Annotated in this window: 12 protein-coding genes; 4 read left to right on the top strand and 8 right to left on the bottom strand. The window is 49.1% G+C overall.

What is annotated here, in order from left to right:
* Positions 1–264 precede the first annotated feature (264 nt).
* Positions 265–1,455 carry an amino acid aminotransferase gene (locus I3X05_RS06025; protein WP_193157391.1) on the top strand — a complete coding sequence of 397 codons (1,191 nt, stop codon included), beginning with the start codon at positions 265–267 and terminating at the stop codon, positions 1,453–1,455.
* 72 nt (positions 1,456–1,527) lie between these two features.
* On the opposite strand, the gene I3X05_RS06020 is transcribed toward I3X05_RS06025, so the two are convergent.
* The gene (locus I3X05_RS06020; RefSeq protein WP_045571457.1) at positions 1,528–2,163 is read right to left on the bottom strand and encodes a hypothetical protein; all 636 of its coding nucleotides are present in this window, start codon (positions 2,161–2,163) and stop codon (positions 1,528–1,530) included.
* Positions 2,164–2,387: 224 nt separating this feature from the next.
* Between I3X05_RS06020 and I3X05_RS06015 the strand changes: the two genes are divergently transcribed.
* Both I3X05_RS06015 and I3X05_RS06010 read left to right on the top strand, forming a co-directional pair.
* Positions 2,388–4,271: a DUF294 nucleotidyltransferase-like domain-containing protein gene (locus tag I3X05_RS06015; RefSeq protein ID WP_045571456.1), complete on the top strand. Its 1,884-nt coding sequence runs from the start codon at positions 2,388–2,390 to the stop codon at positions 4,269–4,271.
* 8 nt (positions 4,272–4,279) lie between these two features.
* Positions 4,280–4,993 carry a 3'-5' exonuclease gene (locus I3X05_RS06010; protein WP_045571455.1) on the top strand — a complete coding sequence of 238 codons (714 nt, stop codon included), beginning with the start codon at positions 4,280–4,282 and terminating at the stop codon, positions 4,991–4,993.
* Positions 4,994–5,074: 81 nt separating this feature from the next.
* Here I3X05_RS06010 and I3X05_RS06005 read toward each other — a convergent pair whose 3' ends face one another.
* Positions 5,075–6,958 carry a methyl-accepting chemotaxis protein gene (locus I3X05_RS06005; RefSeq protein WP_045571454.1) on the bottom strand — a complete coding sequence of 628 codons (1,884 nt, stop codon included), beginning with the start codon at positions 6,956–6,958 and terminating at the stop codon, positions 5,075–5,077.
* A 195-nt stretch (positions 6,959–7,153) separates the two neighbouring features.
* On the bottom strand, positions 7,154–8,725 hold the full coding sequence (locus tag I3X05_RS06000) for a BCCT family transporter (protein WP_045571453.1): 1,572 nt from the start codon (positions 8,723–8,725) through the stop codon (positions 7,154–7,156).
* Positions 8,726–9,116: 391 nt separating this feature from the next.
* Between I3X05_RS06000 and I3X05_RS05995 the strand changes: the two genes are divergently transcribed.
* Complete coding sequence (locus tag I3X05_RS05995; RefSeq protein ID WP_045568824.1) at positions 9,117–9,590, top strand: MarR family winged helix-turn-helix transcriptional regulator; 474 nt, start codon at positions 9,117–9,119, stop codon at positions 9,588–9,590.
* Between the two features lie 5 nt (positions 9,591–9,595).
* Here I3X05_RS05995 and I3X05_RS05990 read toward each other — a convergent pair whose 3' ends face one another.
* From I3X05_RS05990 to I3X05_RS05970, 5 genes are all read right to left on the bottom strand, one after another.
* Positions 9,596–10,234, bottom strand: coding sequence for a response regulator (locus tag I3X05_RS05990; protein ID WP_045568825.1), 639 nt, complete (start codon positions 10,232–10,234; stop codon positions 9,596–9,598).
* The gene (locus I3X05_RS05985) at positions 10,227–11,582 is read right to left on the bottom strand and encodes a cache domain-containing protein (protein ID WP_045568826.1); all 1,356 of its coding nucleotides are present in this window, start codon (positions 11,580–11,582) and stop codon (positions 10,227–10,229) included. The genes I3X05_RS05990 and I3X05_RS05985 overlap by 8 nt, the downstream gene beginning before the upstream one ends.
* Positions 11,583–11,681: 99 nt before the next feature.
* A complete protein-coding gene (locus tag I3X05_RS05980; RefSeq protein ID WP_045568827.1) occupies positions 11,682–12,968 on the bottom strand; it encodes a TRAP transporter large permease in 1,287 nt (428 codons plus the stop codon).
* A gap of 9 nt (positions 12,969–12,977) precedes the next feature.
* Positions 12,978–13,517: a TRAP transporter small permease subunit gene (locus tag I3X05_RS05975; protein WP_045568828.1), complete on the bottom strand. Its 540-nt coding sequence runs from the start codon at positions 13,515–13,517 to the stop codon at positions 12,978–12,980.
* A 121-nt stretch (positions 13,518–13,638) separates the two neighbouring features.
* Positions 13,639–14,727: a TRAP transporter substrate-binding protein gene (locus I3X05_RS05970; protein ID WP_193157390.1), complete on the bottom strand. Its 1,089-nt coding sequence runs from the start codon at positions 14,725–14,727 to the stop codon at positions 13,639–13,641.
* Between the last annotated feature and the right edge of the window lie 270 nt (positions 14,728–14,997).

The raw sequence follows: 14,997 nt of genomic DNA, 5'->3' as shown, positions 1-14,997 counted from the left end.
CAATTCATTGACACTTCGCGATCAAATCAAAATTATTTTAACTTTTCCTACCACTAGGTGTTGTCACTGATCTGGCAGAAAGGTATAAATATACACCGTCTGCTCCAATCTTATTCGTCAGCATTCGCTGCTACTTTGCCAGATGCTCGCAGACATACGCGTTTCCAGATAAACGAGCGGGTCTGATTATGTTTCATTGACTTCTGCGCCTTAGCACTGAAACATAAACAGACCTACCCCTTCGATTTAACATGGATGAAGATTATGTTTGAAAAAGTAGTTGCCGCCCCGGCTGACCCGATCCTTGGCCTGACTGAAGAGTTCAAAAAAGACCCTCGTCAGGGGAAAATTAACCTTGGTGTTGGTATTTATAAGAATGAACAAGGTGAAACCCCTGTTCTTGCAACGGTGAAAAAAGCAGAAGCTGCTTTAGTTGAAACCGAGAAAACCAAGTCTTACCTGACTATCGAAGGCACCGCGGAATACGCTCTAGCGGTTCAGAAACTACTTTTCGGTGAGAATTCAGACATCCTCGCTTCTCTACGTGCTAAAACCGCCCAAGCGCCGGGTGGTACGGGTGCATTGCGTGTGGCTGGCGAGTTCATCAAACGCCAACTGGGCGACGTAAAGATCTGGATCAGCAACCCAACTTGGGCAAACCACCACGGTGTGTTTAAAGCCGCTGGCCTTGAAACAACGGAATACAGCTACTACAACGCGCAAACTAAAGACAAAGACTTTGCTGCCATGGTCGCGGATCTAGAAAAAGCCAGCGCTGGTGATGTGGTGCTGCTTCACGGATGCTGCCATAACCCGACAGGTATCGACCCAACCGAACAAGAGTGGGAGGTACTGGCGAAACTGGTGGCTGAAAAAGGCCTGCTGCCGATGTTCGATTTCGCTTATCAAGGCTTTGCTAAAGGTGTCGAGGAAGATGCACAAGGTCTGCGTACTTTTGCTAAGTACAACAAAGAGATCCTCGTTGCCAGTTCCTTCTCAAAGAACTTTGGCCTGTACAACGAGCGTGTGGGTGCGTTTACCCTAGTGGCTGAAAACCAAGACGTTGCGGAAACGGCCTTCTCTCAAGTGAAAGCCATCATCCGTTCTATCTACTCTAACCCACCTGCGCACGGTAGCGCCGTGGTTACGTACATTCTAAGTGATGCCGCGTTACGTGCTGAGTGGGAAGCGGAAGTGGCAGAAATGCGTGACCGCATTCAAGAGATGCGTGAGCTGTTCGTGACGACGCTTAAAGCGGAAGGCGTTGATGCCGATTTCAGCTTTATTGAACGCCAAAACGGCATGTTCTCTTTCTCTGGTCTAAACAAAGAGCAAGTAGCGCGCCTAAAAGAAGAATTTGCCATTTACATCGTCGGCTCTGGCCGTATCAGCGTAGCGGGTATGACCAAAGAGAACATGGGCCCTCTGTGTAAAGCTCTTACACAAGTGCTGTAATCAGTTACGAACTGATGCAAAAGCAAAGGCCGAGTTTCTCGGCCTTTTTACTTTCAATCACTGGGTAAAACGCTAGTAGATCACGCGTGCGCTGATTCCACCTTCGTTGATATAGTCTTTGCCTGCATCACGATATTTGTAAAAAATGCCTGTGCCAAAGACGTCATTCCATTGATAGTTGAATGCCAGTTTGATGTTGTCCTCATCCACCCAGTCACTGCGGGTAAACTCGCCTTCCAAAGTGAGCGTCATTTCCCGGTTAATCAGATAGTTAAACCCTAGTTTTGCGCCTTGCAGCATATCGGATTGCGAATCGAGCAGTTTATCGGTTTTGTTGTCTGTCTGCTCATAGCGCAGTGCGCCGATACCGTAAAGTAAGTACACATCTAACGCCGCCGTAAGGTCATAGTGATAACCGCCAGAAAAGAGTAATCGGTCAACTCGCGAAGTAGAATCATCAGGATGAAAAAACTGCGCTGAGTAGTCCACATCTAACAGCCATCCAGAAAACAGTGGCTTACTTAATCGCAACTCAAAAAATGACGCGTTTGCTCCGTTAAACCAGTCTTTGTTTGTCGTGCCAGAACCGGCCACCGCAGAAAAGTGGCGATACACTTGTTTGGACTCTGTCAGCTGTTCGTCACTTTGCTGCGCCCACCCAGACCCACTGAGGGCAACCAAAAGCACTAAACCATTGTGTCTTACCATTCTACATCCTTCTTCATTGGTAATTTCTCAGCCAAGGTGCGGTAATCCATCGTTGCTCTTGTCTGACCTTTACAATCTTATTTCAAAACAAACTCTTAAGACGAGACGTCGCTCCCTTTCAGCCATTGCAGCAGCAAATCGCTGTCAATTGAGGTAAGATAGCGGTCCACCTGCATGTTAATGTTTACGGGTCACCATAGGCTCTAAACCCAAAAGGTTTGAATATGGATGCTGAATTCACCGAGATTCTTAACTTCCTCTCGCAACACGCACCGTTTAGTGAGCTCCCTGAAGAGACACTACTCAACGTCACCCAACACATCGAGATTTCTTATTACCGAAAAGATACACCTATCATTCGCAGTGGTGATGAAATTCATGACCTTTTTATGCTGCGCAGTGGCGTGGTTGAAGTGTACCGCCGCAAAGGCGAGCTTTACAACCGTTTAGACGAAGGCGCCCTGTTTGGTCAAATGGCGTTGCTCACCAACAACCGAGTCAAATTTCCCGTCACAGCGGTGGAAGATTCGCTGCTCTATTGCATTCCAGAAACCATTTTCCAATCGCTCTACGACCACTTTGATTCCTTCGCGGACTTTGTTGAGGTGGAAAAGAGCATCCGATTGCGCCAAGCGGTACTTGAAACCAAAGAAGCGAACGACCTCACGACCTCGAAAGTTCGTACCTTGCTGACCCGTGATGCACCAACCATTGAGAGCACTCAGTCGATCCAAAGCGCCGCAGAGATGATGGCCAATGAACACGTCTCTTCCCTGCTGGTGTTAGATTCAAAGGCCCAAGCCTCTGCCTCACCAGCGCCCGTGGTCGGTATCATCACAGACCGCGATTTGTGCACCCGCGTGTTGGCTCAGGGGAAATCACCGCAAGATGCGGTAGGTAGTGTCATGACAGACCAAGTGATCTCATTGGATCACAACGCCTATGTCTATGAAGCCATGCTGACCATGCTCAGGCACAATGTGCACCATCTGCCTATCATGCGGGGGAAAAAACCACTCGGTATTGTCGAAGCGACGGATATTGTCCGTTATGAATCTCAGAGCTCGCTGCTCTTGGTCAGCCGCATTTTTCAACAGCAGAGCTTTGAGGATCTCGCTCAACTGGCGCAAGAAGTGAAAAACAGCTTTGTCCGATTAGTCAACGAAGATGCCAATTCACACATGGTCGGCAGTGCCATGTCGGTAATTGGCCGTAGCTTCAAGCAGCGCATCATTGAGTTAACTGAAGAACGTCTCGGCCCACCGCCGATTGACTACTGTTTTCTCGCATTAGGTTCTATGGGGCGCGACGAGCAATTGTTGGTCACCGACCAAGACAACGCGATTATCCTTGCCGACAACTACCGAGCCGAAAAACACGACGCTTACTTTAGCCAATTTGCCGAGCTGGTGTGTGATGCGCTCAACGAATGCGGCTACAAATATTGTACTGGCGATATTATGGCGACAAACCCAATTTGGCGCATGACACGTGCGCAGTGGCGTGATTGCTTTGCCGATTGGATTGATGACCCCAACCCGAAAGCCCTGCTCAATGCCTCGATTTTCTTTGATTTGGATGGCGTGTATGGAGAGCTGGCATGGGCATCACAATTGACCGATTTTATCGTCAACAAAGCCAAACAGACGCCCCGTTTTCTCGCGTGTTTGGCGCGTAATGCCCTGAATCGCACGCCACCATTAGGCTTTTTTAAAGATTTTGTGATGGAGAAAGATGGCCGTCACAATAACTCGATTAACCTCAAACGACGTGGCACTGCGCCATTGGCCGATCTCATTCGCGTCCATGCGTTAGCGGTTGGGTCGAGTGCCAGAAACTCGTTTGAGAGGCTCGACGATGTGATTGATGCCGGAATTCTGCCTAAAGGGCGCGCACAAAACCTCAAAGATGCGTTGGAATTTATCTCTATGGTGCGCATCCGCCATCAGGCCGTGGATGTGCAAAACGGTATTGAAGCTGATAACAATATCGAACCCGAAAACCTGTCGGATTTTGAACGAAGAACGCTCAAAGATGCCTTTCAGATCCTAAGCAATGCGCAGAACTTCCTGAAGTTTCGCTATCAAGCTGGCAACAGTTTTAAATAAGGGAAAATATGTCGTTATTTAAACCTGCTCCCCTTGAATGGCAGCAAAAATTTGCCCAAAAATGCCAGCGTGTGCAGGATGCTCGCTTGCAACGCTTCTATGCTCAACCACTGCCACTCGCTTGCACCCCCATCAATGAGCTTGAGATGGTGGCGTTGGACTTTGAAACCACCGGATTAGACGCGCGCAGCGATGATATTCTCTCGATTGGCTTGGTGCCGTTTGATCTGCAGCGCATCTACTTAAACCAAGCCCATCATTGGACCGTTCGCCCACGGCAAAACCTCAGCGAAGAGTCGATCGTCATTCATCGCATTACCCACAGCGATATTGAGCATGCACCGGATCTCGAGACGATTCTTGACGAAGTATTACAACAGTTAGCCGGAAAAGTGGTGGTGGTTCATTATCGCCATATTGAGCGCGATTTCTTTGATGCCGCATTAAGACAGCGTATCGCTGAAGGAATCGAGTTTCCGCTGCTGGACACATTACAGCTCGAATCAGATTATCTTAGCCAAACCAAGGGCGGATGGTGGCGGCGCTTAAAAGGCGTCAAACTGCCTTCGCTGCGTCTTGCCCAGACTCGACGACGCTATGGTTTGCCTGACTATAGCGCTCATCACGCACTGACCGATGCCATCGCCACCGCTGAACTATTACAAGCGCAATTTGCCCATCACTACGACGCGCAAAGCGCCGTCGGTGAGTTCTGGCTTTAGACTTTTTGCTTCTAGACCCAGCAAAACAACCAGCAAAACAAGAAGAGGAGCACTTGGCTCCTCTTCTCATTCAACTCTCGCTTACAGCTTAAAGCGTCTGATCTCTTGCTCAAGTTCATGAGAAAGATCCGACAACATGCTGGCTTGCGCCGCCGCTTCATGCGCCTCGGCAGCCAGCTCGTTTGACACATCGCGGATGCCTTCGGTATTGCGGGTGATTTCGGTGGTTACCGATGCCTGCTCTTCCGCCGCCGACGCAATTTGCGTCGCCATATCACTGATGCGCACAACAGCCGTATGAATTTGCGTTAAGCTTACCGCCGCCGAGTTCGCATCATCAACACTGGTCAGCGCCAGCGCACGACTGTCGTCCATAATGCCTACCGCCTGAGACGTGGTGCCCTGCAACTTCTCGATGGTTTGCTGGATCTCTTGCGTTGACGCGTGAGTGCGTTGACTCAGTACACGAACTTCATCCGCAACCACGGCAAAACCGCGCCCTTGCTCGCCAGCGCGCGCCGCTTCAATCGCCGCATTGAGCGCCAACAGATTGGTTTGCTCTGCAATGCCCTGAATGGTGGAAAGAATGGTATTGATGCTGTTGCCGTGCGCTTCCAGCTCTTGAATCACATTGGTCGCCACTTGTACTTCTTGTGACAAGTTCTGAATAGAGCCTTGCGTTTGTGTCACTTGCGAAGAACCGTGAACACACGCAGACACCGCTTCTTCCGCATTTTGCGCTGTGTGATCCGCATTACCCGCAATTTCTTGTGTTGCAGCCGCCATTTCGTTCACTGCCGTCGCCACCATGTTGATTTCATCTTGCTGCAATGAAATACGTTGGCTGCGCTCTTCAGCTTGCTGTGCGGTCATTTTGGCTTGTTCAGACAGTGATGCAGAGACTTCGCTCAACTTGCTGACCATAGTGTGCATGTTACCTACGAAACGGTTGAAGTTTTCCGCCAGTTTGCCCACTTCATCATCACTGCGCGGCTCTAAGCGTTGAGTAAGATCCCCTTCACCAGACGCAATTTCTTCCAATGCATGGGACACGCGGCCAAGGTCACGGAACAGGAAACCCACCAGCCAGTATACAGCAGCAATGACTGCGGCGGTGATTAAGGTGGCAGTGATGAGCATTTCACGCATCAGTTGGCTCAGGCTAGCTTCTTCGGTGGCGCGATCCATTTCAATCGCAAACATCCAAGGCGTTTGAGGTACTTTGACGAAGTAGAACAGCTTTTTCTGGCCATTGACGATAGCCTCTTCAATCGCGCCTTGAGATGCGGCTCGCTCGATATCCTGCATGGTAAATTGTTTCAACAGAGTGTTCACAGGCTTAAGCGAAAGCGCTTTGTTAGGATGCGCCAAGAAAGTACCGTCTTGTGTATCAATCAACATTGCATGGGCATTTTTGCCCGCATCTAGGCTGATTACGTCATTGATCAATTGGTCAATCAGAACGTCTGCACCCACCACACCGACCAGTTTGCCGTTGTGACGCACAGGTTCGGCAATCGTCACCAGCAGCGCGTTGGTAATCGCATCCTGATAGGCGGTGGTAATAATCTGCTGACCTGCTGCACTGGCGTCTTTATACCAAGGACGCACACGGGGATCGTAATCGGCACGGTTACGCTCTGGATGTGAACGGTACATCTCACCCTCTGGCGTTCCTAAGAAAATATCGTCAAAACCACCCGCTTTGCGCGCTTGCTGTAAATACGGCACAACATCGCTTTCTTCGCTGTAGTCATTAAAGGCTTTGGCAATATTCTTACGGATCGAAATCCAATCAGAAATGCCTTGCGCCGCCGCTTCACCGAGGCTTTGCGCACGGGCATATACTCCATTACGGGTTTGGTTGGATAGCTGTCCTGCGGACAGCCAGGTTAAGGCGGCAGCCATGATCACTACCGCTGACAGACTTGCGCCTATGAGCTTTTGCTTTAGTGTCAATTTCATTGTTGTCAGGTTTCAGTTGGGGGAACAAATTTTCGTCCGTGATACTACACACAAAACCCATCACATGCACGTATTATCCGTCGCCAACTAAGCAGTAACCCCTTGTATTCCTGATGGTTACATCGCCATTTTTATACCGTACGACAAAATAAAGCCAGCTTGATAAGCTGGCCTTATAAGCACATAAAAAAGTGACTACTGTTTTTCGGTACGCATACCTAAAAGCAGGCTGACACACATCGCCAAGAGGATAAAGGTGAAAGGTAACGCCGTCGAAATCGCCCCCGCTTGCAATGCTTGAATTGCTTCTGTACCACCAATCCAAATCAGTGCCACCGCAATAGCACCTTCCATAAATGCCCAGAAAATACGTTGCAGGACTGGCGCATCCATCTTACCGCCGGCGGTAATCGAGTCGATCACCAAAGAACCTGAGTCGGATGAGGTGATGAAGAAAACCAGCACCAGCACGACTGCAATCACCGACAACAGGGTGCCGTATGGCAGTTGGTCAAACATCTGGAACATCGCCAAAGGCACGTCGGTTAGCCCTTCCGTACCAAGCTCACCAACGCCGTTGATCACTTGATCGATAGCCATACCACCGAACACCGACATCCAAAGCAATGTTACCGCCGTTGGTACCAAGAGAACCGCGGTCATAAATTCACGAACAGTGCGCCCTTTTGAAACACGCGCAATGAACATGCCGACAAATGGTGACCAAGAGATCCACCACGCCCAATAGAAGACAGTCCAGCCTTGGAACCAAGCTTCATCTTCACGACCCATAGGGTTACTGAGCGGGATAATGTTCTCGACATACGCCATCAAAGTCGTTGGCACAGAGCCAAGGCTCACCGCCCAACCGATCAAACCCACCAAGCCAAGCAGCGCAAAAGCGAGCAGCATGTTGATGTTACTGATCACTTTAACCCCGCCATCAATGCCACGAATGACCGAAATGGTTGCGAGAAGCGTCACCGCGACGATCACAATGATCTGTAGGCTCAGGCCAGCTTCAATTCCAAACACATGGTGGATACCACTCGCTGCTTGCTGAGCTCCCAAGCCAAGCGACGTCGCCAAGCCAAACAAGGTGGCGACAACCGCCAGAATATCGACAATGTGCCCTGCCCAACCCCAAGCGCGATCACCCAGTAGAGGATAAAAGATCGAACGCATCGAAAGCGGCAAGCCTTTGTTGTAGGCAAAAAAGGCCAGTGATAGGGCCACAACGCCATAGATCGCCCAAGGGTGTAAACCCCAGTGGAACATGGTCGCGCCCAGTGCCAGTTTGGCCGCTTCCGGTGAATTCGCAGCAACATTCAATGGGGTCTCATACCATCCGGTAAAATAGGCTACCGGCTCTGCAACACTCCAGAACATCAAACCAATCCCCATCCCTGCTGCAAACAACATTGCTAGCCAAGATAGAAAAGAGTAGTCCGCAACGGCATCAGAACCACCCAAACGAATCTTACCCATAGGTGAAACGATCAATGCAAGGCAAAACACCACAAAAATATTACCGGACCAGATAAACAACCAATCAAATGACCCGATAATTTGCCATTTGATGCCATCGAGTACCGTCTTCGCGGTGTGGGCGTCGAGTACCAGTGCGGCAATCAGAAACAGCGCAACCAAACCTGCGCTAATGCCAAACACTGGGTTATGAACATCAAAACCCCATCGTTGAACATTGTCCTGACCAACCGTGTAGTCTGTACTGTCAATACTGTACTTATCTATACCTGTCGTCATTCTCACTCACTTAAAAATGCTTTTTCTAAAATGTACCAATCAAGGAAATAATTAGAATACAATACATACTCCAAAAATATCGGTTATTAAACTAACAGAAAACATCGTATAAATGCAAATTAACCACAAGAAATAGGCTTTAAAATCGGAACGATTGGCACTTAATAACACAATAAACCATAAAAATAAAATGCTCACAAATCATTCGTCATCAAACTATTATTTCATATTCCTCCTGAGGTGACACCGCGGCACAAACCAAACCTGCACTCGCGGCTCTAGATCGCCGTTGATTTCTTGGCCTATTCAAGCCGCGTCGACGCTTTGCAGTGCTTTCAATCACTGATAAATTGCGGTAGTTTTGGGGCCAAATCATCGACGGGCAGACATTTTGGAAAAACACGAAGAAGTTCTCATCGCCATCAGACAGATCATCCGCGCCATCGATTTACATTCGAAGAAGCTCAATAAAATTTCTGGACTGACTGGCCCTCAGCTTATTTTGATGCGTGCAATCAGGGAGTTGGGCGAAGTTACCATTCGCCAGCTTGCCAACCATACCAATATGAGCCAAGCAACCGCCACCGCGATTTTGGACCGTTTGGAAAGAAACGGGTATGTAGAGCGAGTTCGCAGCAAAGAAGATAAACGCAAAGTGCACGCCCATCTCACCGGCGATGGAGAGCGCATTCTCAAGCAAGCGCCAATGCCATTGCAGGAAAATTTCATCTCTGAGTTTCAGAAATTGGAAGATTGGGAGCAGTCGCTACTACTTTCGTCTGTGCAGCGAATCTCCAGCATGATGAGCGCAGAGCAGATTGATGTATCACCCATTCTTGAACTGGGTAGCATCAAGCCAGAGTGACCCGTTTACTGCACCAGACCCTGCTCAAACGCATATTTGGCCAACTCCGCGGTGGAGTGCAGATCTAACTTATGCTTGATATTGTGGCGGTGGGTTTCCACCGTCCGATAGCTGATATCCAGTAAGGTCGCAATTTTTTTGCTGCTGTGCCCCTGTGCCACCAGCTTGAGTACCGCCTCTTCACGGCGACTGAGCGGGTTGACGCGTTGAGCTGCGGGGACGATCTCCTGAGTAAATAGGGTTTGTGTCACCGACTCACAAAAATAGGTCGAACCTTGATTGACGGTTTTGATCGCTTGCACCATTTTCTCTGCCGAAATCTCTTTCAGCATGTAGCCAACCGCGCCCTCCTGCATCACTTTCATGATGTATTCTCGATTGTCGTGCATAGTCAACATCAAGACCTTGCTCTCAGGAAACTCTTCTTTGATCAAGCGAGTGGCTTCAATGCCATTCATAATCGGCATGCTGATGTCCATCAGCACTACGTCGGGCTTGTGTCGACGAACGGCATCCAACGCTTCTAAGCCATTGCTGGCCGTTCCTACCACTTCAATATCGGGTTCTATTTCTAAGCGAGCCATAAAACCATCGAGCACCACTTGGTGATCATCGACGATCACGATTCGAATCGGTCTATCCATAGGTTAATCCATCCAAATTCAGTAACACGGTAATTTCCGTTCCAAAACCGGGTTCACTCATCAGTTCAAAATCGCCGCCTAAGAACTCGACCCGTTCACGCATGTTCCTCAGGCCAATTCCTCGTTTGCGCAGCGCATCTGCCACAGCAAAACCACAGCCATCATCGCGGATCAGCAGTTGCAGTATGTTGCCCATCTGCTGCAAGCTCACTGTCACTTTACGCGCCGCAGAGTGTTTTTCGATGTTGTTGAGTGATTCTTGCGCGACACGGTACAAGGTCGTTGCCACTTCTGATTTGAGTTTATGCGCTTGCGTATCAAAGTGGATATCGATATCAATACCCGAATGAGCGCGAAAATCTTGTAACAAACTCGACAACGCAGCCTCAAGACCAATGTCATCTAACGCACTGGGGCGTAATTGATGCGAAATGTGCCGCACTTCATTAATGGCCGTCATCAGTGACTGTTGAGACTTTTCCAGATGTTGGCGCAGTGAAGGTTGATCGATCTTGTTACTCAATAACTCTAAGTGACATTTACTTGAGACCAGTAACTGGTTAATGCCATCATGCAGTTCACGGGCGAGATGCTTCTTCTCATCTTCTTGAAACATCACGGTTTTATGAGCCAGCTCTTTGAGATTCTTATCCGCGAGACGATGCTCATGCAAGTTGATCGCCAAGGTCAACACAATGATCACCGCCACTGTGACCAATAAAATCACTACCACAGAAAAAAAAGTCGTTTCGATGTTTTTGTTCACCGCCGCCTGCATGTGCGCCACTTCTTGGCGAATGTCTTCCATGTACAATCCGGTGCCGATCATCCACTCCCATTTACTCAGCCAAGCCGCGTAGCTGAGTTTCGGCACTGTTTCACCTGTCGATGGCTTTTGCCACAAATATTGATGAAAGCCGCCTCCCGTTTGCGCTTGATACAGCAGCGCTTCAATCAGATGATCACCATTTTCATCTTGCAGATCGAGGAGATTTTGCCCGACAAGCTCAGGCTGAATAGGATGAACCAAGTTGGTTCCTTGCTTATCGTAGGCAAAGAAATAGCCATCGGAACCATAGCGCAACCGAGTCAAAATGGCTTTTACTTTCTGCTGCGCTTGCTCCTCACTCAGAGAAGCATCGTTGTGAATGTAACCAATTGCGTCAAACGCCAGATCCACGCTGTCTTGCAACGCATTTTCACGAGATTGGATCAGGCTTTGACGAAATATCTCCACCTCTTTTTGCCCTAACGTTTTTGCCTGATAGATGGAGATCCAACTGATACTCGCTGAAACCAGCAGCAGCGGCAACAGCGTTAGCAAGATCAGCTTCATTTTCAGCGGCATAGCGTGTCCTTATACAACAATGGCTGCCCATCCTTGGCAGCCATTTACTCTAGCAACTAAGTTTCAAACCTAGCAAGATTTACCTCACTATTGTGCGCCCTAGCCCATGCCATAGAATTCTGGGAACAGCAGCAATGAGGCAAGCACCAATATCTGTAAGCCGATAAACGGTACAACACCACGATAAATATCCCGAGTGGTCACCCCCGCTGGCGCCACCCCTTTGAGATAGAACAAGCTAAAACCAAACGGCGGGGTCAGGAAGGAGGTCTGTAAATTCATCGCCACCAGGATAGCAAACCAAGTCATGTTGATGCCTAACGTCTCAGCCACTGGCGCTAAAATGGGCACAATAATGAAGCAGATCTCGACGAAATCGATAAAGAATCCGAGGATTAAGATCACCAGCATAGTGACGATCAAAAAGCCCCATTTCTCACCGGGAATATTCAGCATCCACTCCTCGACTAAGAGGTCGCCGCCGGTGTAGGTAAAGGCCATAGAAAACGCGGTCGCGCCAAGCAAAATAGCAAATACCATAGCGGTCACATTGACCGTCTCTTTCGCTGATTCGTACACCATTTTCCAGCTGAACTGGCGATAAAGCAGTGACAGAACGATTGCACCAGCGCCGCCTAGCGCCGCCGATTCGGTTGGTGTCGCCACACCAGCAAAGATCGAACCTAAAACCACCACGATCAACGCGAGGGGTGGAATGACCGCTTTGAGCGCTTTGATCACTTCCTCACGGCGGCTAATCGTTTCATCACGTTCAATCGGCTGCGCTGCGTGCGGATTAAGTTTGGCGTAAATAAGGATGTAAACCACATACACGCCCACCAGCACAATCCCCGGCCAAACGGCGGCTTGGAACAAGTCGCCAACTGGCACGCCGAGCACATCACCCAATAAAATCAATACGATCGATGGCGGAATAATTTGCCCCAAAGTGCCCGACGCACAGATAGTTCCGCACGCTAACCCTTTGTCATAGTTGTATTTGAGCATGACAGGTAACGAAATAAGGCCCATTGCCACCACAGACGCACCAACCACTCCCGTCGATGCCGCAAGCAGCGTTCCCACCAGCACGGTAGAAATCGCGATACCACCGCGCACGCCGCCAAAAAGACGCCCCATCGATTCCAGCAGTTGTTCCGCCAAACGCGTTTTTTGCAGCACCAAGCCCATAAAGACAAACAGTGGCACGGCCATCAATACGGTGTTTTCCATGATGGATTGAATGCGGTATGGCATGAAGGCAAAGATCTCTACTCCTTCCGCCCACACTCCAAACAAAAGTGCGATACCGCCAAAAGTGAACGCCACAGGAAAGCCGAGTAGCAACGCAAACAGCGCGACAAAAAACATCACAATTCCGATCATCCTGAGCTCCTACGACTTATCTGATTTGGAAAGGTGCAACAAGTGCGGATTGACGATCTTGTTGAGCGAATGCAACATCAAACCGACGCCACTGATGGTCATGAAGGCAAATGAGAGTGGGATCATCGCTTTGATTATCCAGCGATAGGGCAGCCCACCCGGATCGCCGGAGGTTTCACCTAATGCATAGCTCTCTTTGGCAAAGTCGATACCAAACCACGTCACTAGAAGACAAAACGGAATGAGGAAAACGACCGTTCCCAGCAGGTCAATGATCGCTTGCGCGCGATGAGAAAGATTTTCGTAAAAGAGATCAACGCGAACATGCCCGCCCGCTTTTAGCGCATAAGGGATACCCAGCAGGAAAACAGCGGAAAACAGGTGCCATTCCAACTCTTGAAAGGCGATGGACACATCGTTAAAGGCATAACGCATGATGACGTCGTATACCACGTTGGCGAGCAGAACCACAAACAATATGCTGGCAAGCCATCCGAGGAAGTCCCCGAAACGGTTAAACAGACGTTCGATATAGATCAGACTTCTCATTCCCTACTCCATGGAATTTTGAAAAATGGCTCCGCTTGGCAAGCCAGCGGAGCTCTGTTATCGGCTCATCTCAAGATAGAGTGAGCTTTCTTGGGCTCCTCACCAGAATCGCTGGCGAATTTTATTGCGCCTGACCATTTAGGTACGCGCGGGTAGAAATGTCGGTCCAAGGACGAACCTGCTTAAGATAAGCCGCTTGCGATTCTTGGATCTCTTTGGCCAGTGCATCTTTCTCAGCATGCTCTTTTAGCAACTTGTCGTTGGCTGCACGCATCGCAGACATCACCGCAGGCGGGAAGTCTTTCACTTGTACATTCGGGTATTCAGATTTGATCGATGCCCAGTTTTTGCCATTTTCATGCTTGGATTGGGTATACATGTCGTACGCCGCAGTTTTCATTGCCACCAGCAGAATCGCTTTCAAGTCTTGAGGCAGCCCATCCCAAGTACGTTGGTTGACCAAAAACTGCAATTCCGTAGCTGGCTCATGCCAACCTGTGTAGTAATAAGGGGCGATTTTGTGAAAACCCATGCGCAAATCCAGTGATGGGCCGACCCACTCCAGCGCATCAATCGTACGACGCTCAAGTGAGGTATACAATTCACCCGGTGCAATGTTGGTCGGTTTCGCGCCAAGCTCGGCTAAGATTTCGCCCGCAAAACCGGGAATGCGCATCTTCAACCCTTGCAGATCATCTACCGAGTTGATCTCTTTTTGGAACCAGCCGCCCATTTGGGTATCCGTGTTACCCCCCGGGAAAGACAGCATGTTGTGCGGCGCGTACACCTTCTCCATCAACTCCATACCGCCGCCGTAATAGAACCAAGCGTATTGTTCCATCGGCAACATACCAAACGGCATTGACGTAAAGTAGAGCGTGTTCGGTACTTTGCCTTTCCAGTAATAGGACGCTGAGTGCCCCATGTCGTACTGTCCTGATTTCACCATGTCGAACACGCCAAGCGGTGCTTTGTGCTTGTTGGCAGAGTCGATACGGATCTGCAAGCGGCCGTTGGACATCTCTTCTGCCATTTTCGCCATATTTTTGGTCGCATCACCGAAGATGGGAAAGTTAGGCCCCCACGTTTCTGCCAGTTTCAGGCGGTACACTTTTTCTGCCGCATTGGCCGATGTCGCAAGCAGTGCCAAAGCGGCCGCCACGGCAGTACTTTTCAGCACACGTTTTAGAGATTGTTGGATAAGACTCATGTTTCACGTCCTTGGTTTTATTGTATGTCACATCAATGAACACTTGTTATTCATGTTAAAGATGTAACAAAAACCAACGACATGTAATCGGCAGGAACACGCAAGCTGTCTCGTGATTGGCGAGATAATTCGACCAAGGTATTACGTATTAATACGTAAGATCAAAATCAGATATCACTTTAATTATTTGATTAATATAAACATTAAAAATTCATCGACAAATTTAGATCTGAACGGATACTTACGTAGTAAAACAAGTCAAGTATTAAC

Source organism: Vibrio navarrensis (genome assembly GCF_015767675.1).
In the GTDB taxonomy this organism is placed as follows: domain Bacteria; phylum Pseudomonadota; class Gammaproteobacteria; order Enterobacterales; family Vibrionaceae; genus Vibrio.
The sequence above is the reverse complement of the archived record's forward strand: the minus strand, read 5'-3'. Positions and strand labels throughout refer to the sequence as shown.

What these genes read in the sequence shown, in the direction of transcription:
- I3X05_RS05985 (WP_045568826.1), bottom strand. Translation starts at nt 11,582, where the DNA reads ATGCCGCTGAAAATGAAGCTGATCTTGCTAACGCTGTTGCCGCTGCTG.
- I3X05_RS06015 (WP_045571456.1), top strand. Translation starts at nt 2,388, where the DNA reads ATGGATGCTGAATTCACCGAGATTCTTAACTTCCTCTCGCAACACGCA.
- I3X05_RS05990 (WP_045568825.1), bottom strand. Translation starts at nt 10,234, where the DNA reads ATGGATAGACCGATTCGAATCGTGATCGTCGATGATCACCAAGTGGTG.
- I3X05_RS06020 (WP_045571457.1), bottom strand. Translation starts at nt 2,163, where the DNA reads ATGGTAAGACACAATGGTTTAGTGCTTTTGGTTGCCCTCAGTGGGTCT.
- I3X05_RS06025 (WP_193157391.1), top strand. Translation starts at nt 265, where the DNA reads ATGTTTGAAAAAGTAGTTGCCGCCCCGGCTGACCCGATCCTTGGCCTG.
- I3X05_RS06005 (WP_045571454.1), bottom strand. Translation starts at nt 6,958, where the DNA reads ATGAAATTGACACTAAAGCAAAAGCTCATAGGCGCAAGTCTGTCAGCG.
- I3X05_RS06000 (WP_045571453.1), bottom strand. Translation starts at nt 8,725, where the DNA reads ATGACGACAGGTATAGATAAGTACAGTATTGACAGTACAGACTACACG.
- I3X05_RS05980 (WP_045568827.1), bottom strand. Translation starts at nt 12,968, where the DNA reads ATGATCGGAATTGTGATGTTTTTTGTCGCGCTGTTTGCGTTGCTACTC.
- I3X05_RS05975 (WP_045568828.1), bottom strand. Translation starts at nt 13,517, where the DNA reads ATGAGAAGTCTGATCTATATCGAACGTCTGTTTAACCGTTTCGGGGAC.
- I3X05_RS06010 (WP_045571455.1), top strand. Translation starts at nt 4,280, where the DNA reads ATGTCGTTATTTAAACCTGCTCCCCTTGAATGGCAGCAAAAATTTGCC.
- I3X05_RS05970 (WP_193157390.1), bottom strand. Translation starts at nt 14,727, where the DNA reads ATGAGTCTTATCCAACAATCTCTAAAACGTGTGCTGAAAAGTACTGCC.